The organism is Pantoea sp. ARC270 (assembly GCF_003236725.1).
GTDB classification, from domain to species: Bacteria; Pseudomonadota; Gammaproteobacteria; order Enterobacterales; family Enterobacteriaceae; genus Pantoea; species Pantoea anthophila.
Genome location: NZ_PUGA01000043.1, coordinates 14,834 through 30,284, shown reverse-complemented (window position 1 = coordinate 30,284; position 15,451 = coordinate 14,834). Strand labels below are relative to the sequence as shown.

At 59.7% G+C, this 15,451-nt stretch carries 15 protein-coding genes; all 15 read right to left on the bottom strand.

Translation table 11 applies throughout. From position 1 onward, the window contains the following. Window positions 1-510 (bottom strand): type VI secretion system Vgr family protein (locus tag CKF42_RS17940; RefSeq protein ID WP_255420974.1); only part of this gene is annotated, 510 nt, incomplete at its 3' end. A gap of 16 nt (window positions 511-526) precedes the next feature. Then, window positions 527-2,029, bottom strand: a complete 1,503-nt coding sequence (locus CKF42_RS17935) for a serine/threonine-protein kinase (protein ID WP_111208838.1) — start codon at window positions 2,027-2,029, stop codon at window positions 527-529. Window positions 2,030-2,056: 27 nt separating this feature from the next. Next, window positions 2,057-4,666, bottom strand: a complete 2,610-nt coding sequence (gene tssH / locus CKF42_RS17930; protein ID WP_111208837.1) for a type VI secretion system ATPase TssH — start codon at window positions 4,664-4,666, stop codon at window positions 2,057-2,059. A gap of 54 nt (window positions 4,667-4,720) precedes the next feature. Continuing rightward, complete coding sequence (gene tssG / locus CKF42_RS17925) at window positions 4,721-5,767, bottom strand: type VI secretion system baseplate subunit TssG (protein WP_111208836.1); 1,047 nt, start codon at window positions 5,765-5,767, stop codon at window positions 4,721-4,723. Continuing rightward, on the bottom strand, window positions 5,764-7,635 hold the full coding sequence (gene tssF, locus CKF42_RS17920) for a type VI secretion system baseplate subunit TssF (protein WP_111208835.1): 1,872 nt from the start codon (window positions 7,633-7,635) through the stop codon (window positions 5,764-5,766). Before tssF ends, tssG begins: the two co-directional genes overlap by 4 nt. A gap of 2 nt (window positions 7,636-7,637) precedes the next feature. Next, a complete protein-coding gene (tssE, locus tag CKF42_RS17915) occupies window positions 7,638-8,213 on the bottom strand; it encodes a type VI secretion system baseplate subunit TssE (protein ID WP_009090738.1) in 576 nt (191 codons plus the stop codon). Then, on the bottom strand, window positions 8,203-9,030 hold the full coding sequence (locus tag CKF42_RS17910; RefSeq protein ID WP_111208834.1) for a type VI secretion system accessory protein TagJ: 828 nt from the start codon (window positions 9,028-9,030) through the stop codon (window positions 8,203-8,205). The genes tssE and CKF42_RS17910 overlap by 11 nt, the downstream gene beginning before the upstream one ends. A gap of 16 nt (window positions 9,031-9,046) precedes the next feature. After that, window positions 9,047-10,015, bottom strand: coding sequence for a hypothetical protein (locus CKF42_RS17905; RefSeq protein WP_111208833.1), 969 nt, complete (start codon window positions 10,013-10,015; stop codon window positions 9,047-9,049). A 10-nt stretch (window positions 10,016-10,025) separates the two neighbouring features. Then, window positions 10,026-10,817 (bottom strand): PP2C family serine/threonine-protein phosphatase, encoded by a 792-nt coding sequence (locus CKF42_RS17900; RefSeq protein WP_046101647.1) that lies wholly within the window; start codon window positions 10,815-10,817, stop codon window positions 10,026-10,028. Continuing rightward, complete coding sequence (gene tagH, locus CKF42_RS17895) at window positions 10,814-12,685, bottom strand: type VI secretion system-associated FHA domain protein TagH (RefSeq protein ID WP_111208832.1); 1,872 nt, start codon at window positions 12,683-12,685, stop codon at window positions 10,814-10,816. Before tagH ends, CKF42_RS17900 begins: the two co-directional genes overlap by 4 nt. 166 nt (window positions 12,686-12,851) lie before the next feature. Continuing rightward, on the bottom strand, window positions 12,852-13,448 hold the full coding sequence (locus CKF42_RS17890; protein WP_111208831.1) for a hypothetical protein: 597 nt from the start codon (window positions 13,446-13,448) through the stop codon (window positions 12,852-12,854). Window positions 13,449-13,665: 217 nt separating this feature from the next. Beyond that, a complete protein-coding gene (locus CKF42_RS17885; RefSeq protein WP_111208830.1) occupies window positions 13,666-14,040 on the bottom strand; it encodes a hypothetical protein in 375 nt (124 codons plus the stop codon). Between the two features lie 26 nt (window positions 14,041-14,066). Then, a complete protein-coding gene (locus CKF42_RS17880) occupies window positions 14,067-14,441 on the bottom strand; it encodes a T6SS amidase immunity protein Tai4 family protein (protein WP_111208829.1) in 375 nt (124 codons plus the stop codon). Between the two features lie 174 nt (window positions 14,442-14,615). Then, window positions 14,616-15,035: a hypothetical protein gene (locus CKF42_RS17875; RefSeq protein WP_111208828.1), complete on the bottom strand. Its 420-nt coding sequence runs from the start codon at window positions 15,033-15,035 to the stop codon at window positions 14,616-14,618. 14 nt (window positions 15,036-15,049) lie between these two features. Then, entirely contained in the window at window positions 15,050-15,445 is a 396-nt protein-coding gene (locus CKF42_RS17870) for a lysozyme inhibitor LprI family protein (protein WP_233501058.1), read from the bottom strand. Window positions 15,446-15,451: the final 6 nt, after the last annotated feature.

The window sequence follows — 15,451 nt, the reverse complement described above, 5'->3', positions numbered from 1 at the left end:
GAAGAAGTAGTACATCCCCTCCAGCTCCATCAGGCGGCTGATGAAGTCCAGGCTGCTCTCCTGATACTGCACGCAGTACTCCCACACCCGGTAGCTGCCCGCCAGCCGCGTCTCGACGCTCACCCCGTACTCCTTCAGCAGCGTCTGCACTATCTGCGGCACCGTCTGGCTCTGGAAGATGCGCAGGTTGCGGTCCCGCTTCATCGGCCACAGGTCCGGCTCCACCGTCAGCTCATAGCACGCGTAGCGCGTGCCGCTCAGCTCCTGGCTGCGCACCGCCACCCGGGTGATTTTACCGTTGAGGTAGCGCGGGCTCAGCGCGCTCATCAGGCCGTCGGTGGGCAGCGTGAACGTCACCGGCTGGCCCAGCAGGGCGTGACGGTCGATGCGCGCGTCGGTGGAGAGCAGCTCGGCGGTGAGCACAAACGGGTGCGACAGCGCCTCGGTGCCCTTCAGCGTGTGGAACAGCAGGCCGTCCGCCGGCAGCTGTGCAGTAATGCGTGAGAACATAAGTAATCCCTGACTATTAACTGTGTGGATCAAGCAACCAGACGCCTTCTTCGCTGATGTTCAGCGTCTGCTGGCGGGTGCCGCTCTGGCCACTGATGGCAAAGGTGTAGTTGCCCGGCGCCAGCTGCAGTGTGGCAAAGCCATTGACCGCAGGCACCAGCGCCTGCGGCTGACCGTTCACCTGAACCCGTTCACCCTGCTGCAGGCGAATGTAGACCTGCGCCACCGGGGCGGCTGGCGGTGCCGGTTGAGGATCGGGTTCACGTGCGGCGGTCTGCGCTGGCGCGGTTATCTGAGCCGGGGTGCTGGCAACGCTATCCGGCGGGGTCTCAGCCTGCGTCGGTGGCGCAGCCACCGGCTGATTAACCGGCGCGACGGTGACGGCAGGCGCGCTGTTTTGCGCGGTCTCCGCCGGGGCGGTCTGTTCATCACCACGCGACATCAGCAGACCGGCGCACAGCCCGACCAGCACGCCCGCGGCTACCAGGCCCGGCAGGGCAAAGCGGTGGCCCAGCAGCGTTTTCAGTCGCGAGTCGGGGCTGACCGCCTCCTCTTCTTCGATCGGCACCAGCATGGTGCCCGGCCCGCTCATTTTGGCGCTGAGCAGCGGCTCCGGTTCACGTTCCGGCAGCGCCATCAGCGCCGCAAAGTCATCAATACTCTGCGGACGATCTTCCGGTTTCAGCGCCAGCGCGCGATCGACAGCGCTGAGCAGCGCAGTGGAGTACCCCGCCAGACGACGCTGCACCAGCGGCTGGTAGTTATCTTCGATACTGCGCACCACGCTCACCGGCGGCGGCGCGCCTGTGATCAGCGTGTGCAGCACCGCGCCCAGCGCGTAGATATCGGTCCATGCGCCCTGCTCGCTCTCATCGTTGTCGCTGTACTGCTCAATCGGCGCATAGCCGGGGCGCAGCATGGTCTCGCTCTCATCGGAGAGGTTGCCGATGGTTTTACGCGCTGACCCGAAGTCCAGCAGGATCGGCTCACCGCTGCTCTGGATCTGGATGTTATCCAGCGAGATATCGCGGTGCAGATAGCCCGCTTCATGGATGGTTTTAATCGCCCCCAGCAGCGGTGGCAGCAGGCGGCGGATCCAGGTTTCATTCACCGACTGCGGCTGACGTTCACGGAAGGTCGAGAGCGTGGTGCCGCTGTAGAACACCGTGCCCATATAGGCGGTGTCGTTCTGCACCCAGAACCGCAGCACGTGCAGCAGGTTGGGATGATTGAAGCGGGCCAGCAGCCGCGCCTCCTGGATAAAACTGTTCAGTCCGGCGTGAAAGGTTTTGCTGAAACGCTCACTGCGCAGCACCAGGTTGAGATCATCGCTGCGCACCGCCAGCGAGGCGGGCATGAACTCTTTGATGGCGATATCGCGTTCCAGCTGGTGGTCCCAGGCGCGATAGACGATGCCAAAGCCGCCACCGCCGATGACCTCTTTAATCTCAAATTCATTGAAGCGGTAACCCAGCGGCAGGGCGTTGGGGACATTCAGGGGTTGATCATGTTCCGACATATTCGAAAACTCTCTGATGACTAGGCTTTAAACAGCGAACTGGCAGACAAATTCGCCCTGCTCACAGCGCACGGCAACGCGGCGATAGCGTTCATCGCGGGCGTGGGCGCTGAGCAGTATCTGGCTCATCTGCGGTAACAGCGTGTTGGTGAGGATGGCGTCGACCATGCGTCCGCCCGACTCCACTTCGGTGCAGCGCTGCACGATCTGATTCACCACCGACTCGTCGATCTCCGCCTCGATGCCGTGATTGTCGGCGAGACGACGCACAATGCGCGCCAGCTGCAGCCGCACAATCTCCGCCAGCATGTCATCGCTGAGCGGGTAGTACGGCACCACCAGCAGACGCCCTAGCAGCGCAGGCGGGAACACCTCCAGCAGCGGTTTACGCAGGGCGGCGCTGAGGGCGTCGGGATCGGGCATCAGTTCCGGATCGGCACACATCGCGCTGATAAGCTGCGTGCCGACATTCGAGGTCAGAATGATGATGGTATTGCGGAAGTCGATGTGACGCCCTTCGCCATCCTCCATCCAGCCCTTGTCGAACACCTGGAAGAAGAGCTCATGCACATCGGGATGGGCTTTCTCAATCTCATCCAGCAGCACCACGCTGTAAGGGCGACGGCGCACCGCTTCGGTCAGCACGCCACCTTCGCCGTAACCCACATAGCCCGGCGGGGCCCCTTTCAGCGTCGAAACGGTGTGCGCCTCCTGAAACTCGCTCATGTTAATGGTGATGATGTTCTGCTCGCCGCCATAAAGCGACTCGGCGAGCGCCAGCGCGGTCTCGGTTTTACCCACGCCCGACGGCCCGCACAGCATAAAGACGCCCGCCGGTTTGTTAGGGTTATCGAGGCGGGCGCGCGTGGTGCGAACCCGCTTCGCGATCAGCTCCAGACCGTGACGCTGACCGATAACGCGCTGGTTCAGGGTGTCCGCCAGATTGAGTACGGCGTCGATCTCATTCTTCACCATCCGGCCCAGCGGAATGCCGGTCCAGTCAGAGACCACAGCGGCGACCACGCCCGCATCGACGGCGGCGAAGAGCAGCGGCGTGTCACCCTGCAGCGCAGTCAGCTGCTGCTGTGTGGCATCGCGCTGTTCACGCAGCGCCGCATCCTCTTCGGTGGCACAGCGGGCGCGCAGCGCAATCAGCGTCTCGACCAGTTCGCGCTCCTGCAGCCAGCGCTGTTGCAGCGCATCATGTTCCGCTTCCAGCGCCGCACGCTCTCCGGCAATCGCCTGCTGGCGGGTCACATCACCGAGGCCGACGCGGATTTCACGTTCCACGATCTCCGCTTCAATCTCCAGCGCGGCCAGACGGTGCAGACAATCCTCCAGTGCTGCGGGCTGCGCGCCCTGACTGACCGCCACGCGGGCACAGGCGGTGTCCAGCAGCGCCACGGCTTTATCGGGCAGCTGGCGCGCCGGGATGTAGCGATGCGAGAGTTTCACCGCTGCGCTGACCGCATCATCCAGCAGCAGCACCCGGTGATGCTTCTCCAGTGCGCTGACGGTGCTGCGCAGCATCAGAATCGCTCTGGCCTCATCCGGCTCCTGCACCTGCACGGTCTGGAAGCGTCGGGTCAGCGCCGGATCTTTCTCGATATACTTTTTATATTCCGCCCAGGTGGTCGCGCCGATGGTGCGCAGCTGGCCACGCGCCAGCGCCGGTTTCAGCAGGTTGGCGGCGTCGCCGGTGCCCTGCTGCCCCCCCGCGCCGACCAGGGTGTGGATCTCATCCACAAACAGCACAATCGGCGTCGGGCTGGACTGCACCTCGTTGATCAATGCCTGCAGGCGCGCCTCAAACTCCCCTTTCATCCCGGCACCGGCCTGCAGCAGACCGATATCCAGCAGCCAGAGCTGCACGTCGCGCAGCGGCGCAGGCACATCGCCCGCCGCGATGCGCAGGGCAAGGCCCTCGACCACCGCCGTTTTGCCGACGCCCGCTTCGCCGGTCAGCAGCGGGTTGTTCTGGCGGCGACGCATCAGGATATCCACCATCTGGCGGATCTCCTCATCACGCCCGGTCACCGGATCGATGCTTCCCGCACGGGCGCGCGCCGTCAGGTCCTGGCCATACTGCGCCAGCGTGCTGCCGCTGGCGGCTGGCGGTGCGCCTGCGACATCCTGCGGTGCGCTCAGCGCCTGCTGCGCTTCTTTACTGTTGCCGAGCAGCGTGTCGAACTCCGCCAGCAGGGCATCGGCGTTAATCCGGGCAAACTGACCGGAAATGCCTTTCAGCACGCTGGCGAGGTTAAAGGTTTTGAGGATGCCGATGAGCAGATGACCGCCGCGAATGCGGGTTGCGCCATATTTCAGTGAGGCGTAAACCCACGCCCGCTCAACGGCGCTGTCGATATGCTCAGAGAGGTCGGAGACCGCACTGGCACCGCGCGGCAGGCGATCCAGCGCAGCGACGATGTCCTGAGTCAGGGCCTTTTCATCCAGTGAAAAATGTGTGATGACCTGCTGTAAGTCGCCATCCTGCTGCTGCATCAGCTGATGCAGCCAGTGCACCAGTTCAACATAGGGATTGCCGCGCAGTTTGCAAAAGGCGGTGGCGCTTTCCAGCGAGGTAAATAACAGCGTATCCAGTTTGCCGAACAGGACGGCACGGCTGATTTCTGACATAGGGGACTCTCTTCAATGAAAGACGCAGGCTGTGTAACAGGGAAAGCGGCTGGGCTAGCGCGAGGCAGCCTCAACCTCAAATATAAAATCTTCGCGATCCTGCGGCTGCGGCATCTGCCCCAGCCAGCTGGTGTAACCAAGCCGGGCACCGCCACCCAGTGCCACGCCCCCGACCTCGTCTGCGGCGAGGATCAGACTGAGCTCCCACTGCATTTCGATGCCGAGGTAGTGACGTACCCAGTCGCGCACTTCGCGCGCGCCGGGGGCATCGGGCAGGAAATGGGCATACTGCGCGGCGCTGAGCGGCCCCAGATGGAGGCGGAAACGGTGCTGCACGTCGCGTACCGCCACGCCGAGAAAAGCGGAGGCACCCAGCCGGGGCATATGGCGTCCCGCACCCAACCGGGCCTGATCGCGGCTGTCCAGCGTAAGCCAGTGCGGCAGGTTCTGCGTCAGCCTGACCGGCACGCCGAAATAGTGCTGCAGAATGCGCACCAGCCCCTCGGCGTCGTGACCGTGACGGCTGAGATGCCCCACCAGCATCAGCCGCGCATGCAGGCTGAGTGAGCTGGCCTGCTGCTGGGCCGGCAACCCGATGCCGGCAAGGCAGGCAAGATAGTTCAGAAAGCGACTGTCGTCGGGCCGATCCAGGGAGACCGTCGGCTGCGCATCCGCCCAGGCGCGATAGAACAGCAGCGTGGCGCGATGATGAAACAGGTCAGCAAATGCCGACAGGCTGTGATCCTGATGATGCACAATCCGTTCGTGCACATATTCGGTCAGATGGGTCGGCAGCGGACCATTGGGGCCAAACAGACCAAAGCTGTAAATCGAAAGATCGTGGCGTCCCGTCTCCTCCCGCGGCGTGGCGCTGGCGACGGTAGAGGGAGCAAACGCCAGTGACGGCGTCTGCCCGATGCGCACCGCTTCAAACTTCGGCAGCGGCGCACGGCCCAGCGGATAACGCTGTCCGCCCTGCGCATCCAGCCGCCGCAGCAGCTGGAACAGATCGTAGCGCCACGGCGCGGCCATCACCTTCTGCCAGAAATCGTCCGGCAGGCGGGTCAGTCGTGGCAGCGTAATGACTTTTTCGCCACTCATATCAGCGCCTTCCGGCCCATGCGCGGCGGCCAGTATCCGACTTCGCCGCGCTGCTGGCTGTTGAGGGTGAACTCGGTGAAGCTGTTCAGCGCCACAAGGCGGCTGCAGACCCGCTCCAGTACGCTGCCGAGCAGCCACGGGCTGGCACCCGAAAACGCCTGCTCATCCACCTCCAGCATGATACTGACACCGCGCGCAAACACCACCGGGCCTGGCTCCGGCACGCGGCGGTTAACGGCGCTGAGCGTGCAGTGGCGGATGCCGTCAATCTGGCGGGCAACCGGTGCTTCCGCCAGGTTGGCGTAGAGACTTAACAGCTGACGCAGCGCCGCCGCGCCCTCTCCGTCGCTGCTGTCCATCAGGCTGAGGTAGTTCATCTGCAGATGGCTGATCAGCCGCCATGCGGAAAGCCCCTCGGCCAGGGCCGGACGCGGCGGCGTCGGGCCTTTGCACAGCTTCAGCTCCGCCACCGGAATGGAGTCCGGCATGACGAAGTTGCCCTGATCCTGCTGCAGCATCAGCGGCAGATCGCGGCTGGTACACATCACTTCGGCGGAGAGATAGCGCATCTCATCGCGCCACGGCGCGTGATGCTCATCCACCAGCGAGAGAAAGAGCTCTGAACCGATGTAGCCGGTGCGGGTGCCATAGCGCTGCGCCTGTTCAGACAGGGTGCGCTGCTCGCGGCGCAGCGAGAAGTAGGCGCCATAGTCGCCCTGATCGCCACTGAAAGTGCTCCAGAAGGGGCGGAAAACCTGCTCTTCACGCTTGCCCTCAATGGTGGCGAACAGGCGCTGCACCGAATGCACTTCATAATCCAGCGGCCGGATGTTATCCACCACCAGATGATATTCGTGCTGACTGTCGCTGACCTTCAGGCGCTCTGCCGTTTTCGGGAACAGGTTGATGACCGGGGTGCAGTGCAGCGCCAGGTGGCTGTGATCGACCACGCTCTCCAGCCCACTGTCCGCCTTGTCGAGCAGAATGATGATGTCGAATGCCTGGGCGCTGTCGCAGCGGCGCAGAAACGGCGCGAGCTGGTTCAGGCTGATAAACTGGAAGCGCGCCGGGAACGCGAAATATTCCTGCAACAGACGATAGCCGTCGAAGTTGCGCAGATCGTCCGGCAGCAGCGCCTGCTCCGGCGCAAACCCTTCCTGCTGCAGGGCATCATCTGAAAGCACCTGACGCTGAGGGTGCTTCTCAACGGACTGCAGCACGATGCCCACCCGGTGCGCCATCAGCAGCTCAAGCAGTTTCAGGGCCTGAATATCCGGGCCGCTGAGAAACAGCATCAGGTCATCCACGTTCAGCTGACTCAGCGAGGAGATCCCCTCACAGCTGATGCGGATGCGCAGTGCACTGGCTGCCCCCAGGCCGCTGAGTTTCAGCTCCCCCGTGGGCAGATCGCCGGGCACCCCGCCAAGCGTGACTTCGCTGATGCGCAGCGGATGCAGCATCACATCCTGGGCGGTGCTATAGCTGCAGGTGACGCCGGTTTTTTTCAGGTTCTGGCTTTCCATCATGGTGCCACGAGGCACATGGAATCCCTGGGTGATGTCCCCTTTCCGGCTGTCCGGGGTCAGCTGGGCGATCGCCATCGACGGCGTCGGCGACAGATAGGAAGGCGCAATCATCTCCAGCAGACGCTGCGAGAAGCGCGGAAACTCCGCATCCATCTTCAGCTGCACGCGGGAGGTCAGAAAGGCGAATCCCTCCATCAGCCGTTCGACGTAGGGGTCCGCCACGTCGATGCCGCGCATGCCCAGACGTCCTGCCACTTTGGGATAACGCGCCGCAAACTCCGCCCCCATCTCACGCAGATAGGCCAGTTCGCGGTTGTAGTAGTCGAGCAGATTGCTGTCCATGATTACCCTGCATCCTGAAGTTCGAAATGGCCGCTCTCCAGATCAACCTGGGTGCGGAACAGAAACGCCAGCGGATAAGGCACACACCAGAGCCGCCCTTTGATTTCAATCGACAGCACGTTGTGCAGGCTGAGCGAACTGAGATCGCTCACGCAGCGCACCTGCAGGCCCTGCGGCAGAATGCGCGGTTCGAAGTGGAGAATGGCGTTGGTCATTTTGCGCTGGATATCCTGCCACTCGATATCGGAGACATTCTGTCCGGCCAGGGGTGCCACGCCGAAATTCCAGACCGAGCGCTGCACCTGATCAAAGCCGCTGAGATCCTGCTGCGCTTCGTTATTGATGGTATTAAACAGCCACTGCAGATCGCGCAGAACGTGGCGGCGCAGCGTGCTGTGCGTAATCAGCATGCTGTTCTCCGCCTCCTGCTGCTTCTCCGGCGCGTTGTCGGTGAGACGATCCAGCAGCGAGGATTGCAGTTTGTCGCGGGACGTTAACGCATCGCGCTTTTTGCGCGCACGAAAGCCGCCATGCAGCTGGGCATAGCCGTCATTCTGCCCGCCTGAATCATGACTCATCAGCACTCTCAACGTTATCAAACAGGACCTGCTGCAGACTCAGCAGCGAAAACTCTGCGCTGTCGGTGAGCCACATTTTCTGCCCCTGACCGATGAACTGATCCGGATCGTCACCCAGCGGCTGCCATTCGGTGGCACTGGCACACAGAAAACGTTCTTCCGCCCCCGCCAGCAGCGGATAGCGCGCCGGGATCTGGCACACCTGCTCACTGCCATCAATCAGCTGCACCCGCGTATGACGCCACACCAGATCGGTGACGCTGGCGGGCGCCTGAAACTGCATTTCACGGATCGCCGCGAACGGGATCCAGTAGTAACGGCCCTGATTGATGACTTCACACACCGGCCCGAAGCGGCTGTCGCCATCCATCAGCCAGCTGAAGGCCGAAGGCTGATCCTGCTGAGTGGCGCTGCCGGGATTCGCGGCAGCGAGTTCGAGTGCTTCAGCACGCAGTGCAGAGCCGCGTGCGGCATCGCCCTCTGCCTCCGCCTGCAGTGCGGCCAGCAGCGTGTCGCACCAGTGCCAGGCACTGCCGGGCAGCACCGGCTGCGCCTCGCCACGCAGCACGGCGTCGCGCTGCAGCTCACCGGCAATCGCCTGCTGCAAAAGATTCACCGTCGGCTGCGCCTGCGGGCTTAACGCCAGCCAGGATTGCAGCTGGGTCTGCGCACGCGACCAGTTGCCTGCCAGGCAGAGCAGCTGCACAAACGCGGCCCGCAGGTCAGCGCTGGCCGGAGAGGCCTGGATCTGGCGGGTAACATCAGCCAGCGCTTCGCTCAGCGAGGCATTGGCCAGACGATGCTGTAAGGTTTCCATGCAAACTCCTTTTGCGTCAGTTGAGGGTGCGATAAACCGCAGCGGCCGGATCTTTCAGTTCAGGATGCAGCTTTTCCACCAGCTTCACGCTCAGCGCCGCATTGCCGCTGATCCACGGCGACCAGACTTTGCGCACCTCCTGCAGACGTGCCGCGACCGCGCTCTCATCCGCAGCTTCGCTGACCGGCATCTGTACGACGACCTGCGGGCTGGCCTGCCAGCCGTTAAACCGGTTGCTGAACGGCAGTATCAGCCAGCTGTCCGGTGATTTTTCGTTGCTCAGCACCATGCGCTCGCTGTTAACCGTGGTGATGTGCAGTTCGGTGGTCGACGACTGGTTGCTCAGCCCCATGATCGGGAAGCCCTGCAGGAAGGTCACACCCACCTGCGCCGTCGCGCCGTTACCCTGCTGCGTCAGGCTGCTGTGTCCGCTGAGCCAGCCATCCGACCCGCAGACCAGCCCCTGCTTTGCCGGAACAAACAGCGCGCTACCCTGAGCCGGGTGCTGCCACCAGGTGCGGAAATGGCAGCCATCCAGCAGACTGAACTGCAGCCACGGCGAGGTGTCGGCCTGCGCGGCGTTGACCAGCGGATCGGCAGGCACGGCGGCGGCCGTGGCGGCCGATGTCGCAGGCGGCGTGACCACGGTTTTCCACTGCTGCGCTCTGGCGGCGCTGCCGGTCGCGATTTCACTGCCCTGCGCGTCGGTGAGCTGCCAGTGCAGCTGTTGCAGCGGTTTACACTGGGACGCCATCAATCCGGCAACGCGCGGCAGGAAGGTTTTCAGCACCGCCGGGTCTTTTTCACCCAGCGTGACGATCCGCAGAGAGATCGTGCTGTTACACCAGCTCGACAGCTGATTGTTTTTTACGTTATCGATCCAGACATCCAGTTTCTGTGCCGGGGACTGGACGATGCGATAGTTTTCAGCATAAGCGTGCGTGCTGAGCAGCAGCGCTGCCAGACCCAGTAATCCATATTTCATGTTGGCGTTCTCAATCTCGCAGAGGGAAGAACTGCGCCGCTTCAGAGAGCGAGTGCAGTAAAGTGGTGTCCTGAGGTGACCCAATCCAGACGGCCAGCGCACTGAAGTTATCCTGCTGTCCGGCATCCGGCTGGTCGTTTTTAATGATCTGCTGCATCAGCGTCAGCCACTCTTCCGGCGTATTCACCATGTGCAGCGACTGCTGCATCTGCTCCAGCGACACGCCGTGCCAGAAACCGTCGGTGCAGAGCAGAAAGGCATCGCCATCTTCGATCTCCACCACGTCGCTGTAGCTGGCGTCGCGCTGCTCATCACCCATCCCCAGCGCAAAATAGAGCAGATTGCTGTTGATCCCTTCGGTACGGTGTCCGGCATCCTTCATCTGCTGCACCAGACTGTGATCGGTGGTGACCAGATAGAGATAACCGCGCCGGAACAGATAGAGGCGGCTGTCCCCGGCATGGGCCCAGCAGGCCAGATGGTAGTCCCGGTCGATAAACAGGCTGACCATCGTGGTCCCCATCCGGCTGTGTTCACTGCTGACTTTCTGCTGCTGACGAATGGCGTGGTTGGCGTGATTGACATAGCGGCGAATCGACTGCGCATCAAGATGCGCATTGCCATCAAAGGCCTCCAGCAGGCTGCTGCGGGCGATCGACGCGGCAATCTCGCCGCCGGGGAATCCCGCCACGCCATCACACACGACAAAGCAGGCGGAGCGCTTGCCGATCACATCACCGATCTGGTCCTGGTTACTGGCGCGATCGCCCTGATTCGACGTCGAGGCAATAGTGATATTCATGCGTCATCCGTGTGGGTTTGTGAGTCTTTGTACTGATTGACTTCCAGGTCATAGGCGTGCAGGAACGCTTCGCCAAACAGGGTGTGAAAATCGTCCTCGATTTCGCCCGCTGTCTCGCCGTAACGCTCAACAAAATGTTCCCACAGGGCGGCTTTGCGGCTGCCCGGCAGGCCGATACGTGACACCGATCCCGCCTGGCGCGCCTCCTCCTCCAGCTGTTCCGGATTAAAGGATTGCAGCATGGAGGCGATGATGGCGCGGATCCCGGCGATCATCCCCAGCTGGTGGGCCTGCAGGTCGATCAGCGCGTCGCGTACGGCCTGACGCGGTGGCATAAAGCCCGGCATCCGGCTGCCGAACATCTGCATCAGGACGGTTTTGCCTGACGGCAGCAGCTTGAACGGGTTATTGGCGTCGTCGAGGATCACCGTCATGTCGGCCTTGACGCCGCGCTTGAGGATCGAACGCGATGAGAGCAGTGCAACCGTCCCCTGCGAGAACATACTGAGCATCTGACCAAACTGCAGCATCTGTTCCCGGTCAAACTGGGGCGTCGGCTGCAGGTCACGCAGACCCATCCCTTCCAGCAGCGCATCCAGCAGTTCCCCCTTCAGGGCGTCGCCGCTGTTCTGGCCGGCGGTCGACGGCTGTTCCGTGGCGGCAGGCTGATATCCCGAGGCGACCGGATCGATACGCAGCCGCCCTTTTGGCGTCGGTGAAGGAGCGCGCTGTACGGCCTGCGGCGTGGGCAGCGTAATCCCGCCATACTCATTTTGCGGCGTGACCGCGTCGGGCTGAGCGGCGTCTTCATCTTCGATCAGGGGCGTCTGGCCCGGCGCTTCAGGGTGAGGCTGGCTCTCTGCTGCCTGCTGAGGTAGTGGTGCGTCACTGAACAGCATCGAAAAATCCTGCGCATCCGGCGTGGCAGGCACCGCTTCCGGCGGACGTGCGGTTGCCGGTTTCACGCTGGCCGGGGCTTCCGGGGGCACATGCAGGGTGGCCGGTTTCGCGGTCTGCGGCTCCGGCTGTGCCAGTGGCACCGCGTTGCCCATCATCAGTCCCAGCGGATCGTCATGGTTGCGGGCATCCATGCTGCTTTCACCCTCAAACAGGCTCAGCGGGTCCAGTTCAGCGGCGGGCTTTTCAGCCTGAGGTGCCGCCGTCTTCGGCTGAGCAGAGAGCGTGCTTGGCGTTCTGTCGTCAAAAATGCTTTCCCGGGCGAACAGCGCATCGCCTTCATCAAACAGGCTGCTGTTTTTAGGCTGCTGACCAAAATCGAGCGGCGCGTCATTAGCCAGCTGGGAGAGCGGATCTTCCGGGTTACGCTCCGGCGCGGCAGGCGCGGTCAGCGGATGCGCCTCCGGCAGTTCCGGCGCGGCTTTGCGCTTAGAGAGATCATCCGAGATGGAAAACTCTTTCGCCAGGCTGTCCCAGATTTCGCTGGGAATGGCCGCCGTCGCGGTTTTTTCCACCGGCGGCTCAGGCACTACCGCCGCAGGGCGCACCGGCTCAGGGCGCGGAGCCGTCCTCTCCGTCTGCGGCGGCTGCGCACTGTTGAGGTCACTGACCCGCAGCTGATAATCATCAATGCCCAGAATGTCCCCATCCTGCAGCTCGACCTGACGGCCACGCTCAAGCGGAATATCGTTGAGCAGCACCCGCGTCACATTGCCACGGTTGGTCAGGCGGCACTCACCGCTGGCGGTGATATGCACAATCGCCTGCAGTCGGGAGAGTGTACGGTCGTCATCTGGCAGGACCAGATTATTGTCCACGCCGCGACCAATGGTGCCGCCGGGCGGAAAGAAGTCACAATGGGTCTGCGGCGGCTGTTGGCCCGGTTTAGTCGTTATTATCGTAAAGCGCATAACGGATTCCTGCGGTTAGCGGTTCGGCATCTATAGTGCGCACCTCTCAGGGAAAGGTGCGGGGTATAGGGAGCTATGAGTTGTTACGGGCGATGGGTGAGTATCAATGCGACGCCTTGTGGTGCGAAGCCGGTTCAGATTGATCAAAAGTGAACGTTGCAGGGTGTCAGTTAACCGGTTCAAGACGATTCGCGGGAATATAGCCTGATAACGGCCCCGTCAGACCTGGCTGACTTTCGTCATATGTCGCCACATAAAACCACGCCTGGTTGATACTCTTAATTTTAATTAAAGATGTTTGTGAAGAGACCTTAGCGACAGACTGACTCCCCTGTTCCGGCCGACTCAGGAGTTCACTTTCCTGAATCCCCTGTTTTAACCGCAGGGTTATTAACCAGGGATAACTATCACAGCCCTGCTCAGCCCAGGCTTTTTTTATCGGCTGTGCTGTAAAAGAAACCAGATCAGCCTGATACACGTGATCATCACACTCTGTAGTAACCTTAAGGTTATTAATCTTCACCATGCCATATTGTTCAGCATGCCCTTCTTTATATTTAAAGAAGTCGTCGGGGATCTGAGTGAAATGCCTGCCAATAAATTCACGCGACACGTCAGACCTATTGATGTTAATAATTTTATGCGCGCTGCTTTTATCATCTGCAACAAAGCGTAGCTGAAGCGATGGAGAATTAATATTGCCATGCCATTCCGGTAACCAGTAAGCCTGTAACGTACCGGACTTAACATTATCGTTTGCCATAACACTCTGGCTTAGCGATAAGCACAACAGTAAAAACTTTAAGACGCCTTTCATTTCCGTCACCACTGTGTCAGATAATAACAGGTCAGGCTCAGGACCTTTTTCAGCGAAAGCGAACCCGACTAGTGTAATAAGCAACGCTGAACATCAGATGGAAGAGAGAACTCTGCTACGAAAATCCCGGTCAGAACTACGTTTAAACCTTCCTTTCCCGACGTTATTTCATGGTCCCAACGTCGTGAGCGATAACCTTATCCCTCTTCGTCACTATGTAGTCCCAGAGGTCCTCACCTTTGGTGCTGGGGTAGAATGCGTAGTTAAACGTTTTGTTGCTGAACTCATAGCCCTTAAAGTCGCAAACGTCAGGACAGTGCGTGTTGATCGTTTTCCCCTTAAGCACGATAAAGGAGCCATCTTTAAGGCTTACCGATTTGAGCAAGACCTTATCGCAGGTCAGATTTCCTTCTTCACAACCATACGTTATCTGCGCGTTGAAATGCTTACCTTCAAAACTGAACGTTGTCTTAGCAAACGCCATAAGAGGCAGAGAGATCAGAACAAAAAACCCCAGAAACACCTTCTTAATCTTCATGTTATTCAGCTCCTCCTCATTCTCTTTTAGTCTGGCTCATGTGAAGCTGAGTACTTTCTGTAAACCGTTTTTGCGTCCTGACTTTGCGAGAGCAGTGTGCATTTCAACATTCTGAAGTTTCCAGCGATCGAACCGGTCAGGTCCATCTTCAGATAATCATCAATTAATCTGTCGCCTTCACTAAAGGCGTCAACAGGGAGATGGCTTGCTTCCAGCCAGACTGAGGCACTTTTAAAGGCATCATCAGTAAACGCCTTATCAGAAGAAACTTTCCCTGCACATCGATTCAACAGCCAGTTGCTGAAAATCTGCGGTTGCGTATAGGCGTCTGTTGCAGGTGGCGATATCGCCAGGGCGGCATGCGATATGCCCAGAGCAAATAACAGGAACGGTTTTTTCATTTCAGCACCCAGGGGGAAGCGTCACAGGAAATAACTTTCAATCTCAGCGCCACTTCAGAATAAGAGGCACAAAAAAATGCGCTCCACCCTAATATCCTTTCACGGGCATCGTTTCAGCCATTCTTAGCACAACGAATTTCGACTCAAATTCTGCAGGCAACTAAGCACAGATGATTAAAAGAAATGGCGCCAGATAACAAAACCCATCCCACCGCCCATCATTAAGACACCCGTCAGCATATTTAAATGATGAAGGCGGACCAGCCAGCCAATTTCATCTTCAGGCAGCGACTGAATGAACCTGTATGTTTCACGGCTTACCGGCTGATGCCTGCTGCTATTCATCCGCACGCCTTTATAGAGGCGAGCAAACCAGGAAATCTTCAAAGGGTGAAAAGATGAACCTAAAAAGGAGCTGGTCTGAGTGAGTATATCCAGTTGCAGATTCCGCTTACGAAACTCACTTATCAATGCATCATAGTCTCTGGCATGACGCCTGAAGATGATATAACCGACAAGCTGTAACGGGATTGAGATTAAGAATGCACCCACTGATAAAAAAATAAGCACATCAGAAAAAGGTATCGTGTTCATTTTCTGGGACCCATTCAGTAAGGCAGTTTCCTGAGAAGGTCAGTACGCCCTTTGTCAATATGGATAACACAGAGGTTGGTTGCCACCGCATTGGCATTACTATTCTCTTCAGCGGCAAAGGCTTCAAGTCTGCATTGACCATCACGATATTTAAGCCAGTTACGCTGTGTATCGACCATAACAGCGACATACTCATCCGCCACTTTTTTCTGCGCGCCATACAGCTGAAAAATGCGTTTTTTTGCCGTCTGGTACTCCCTGTTCAGCTCCTCTTCTGCCAGCTTTTTCTGCTGAACAGTACACTGATACAACGCACCGTCTGAAGGCTGTTTTACACAGATATCATCCGCAAGTGCTGAAGCACTAATAAAAAGAGAGGCTGCGGCAAAAACGCACTTAAAGAGCTTCACAGGTAT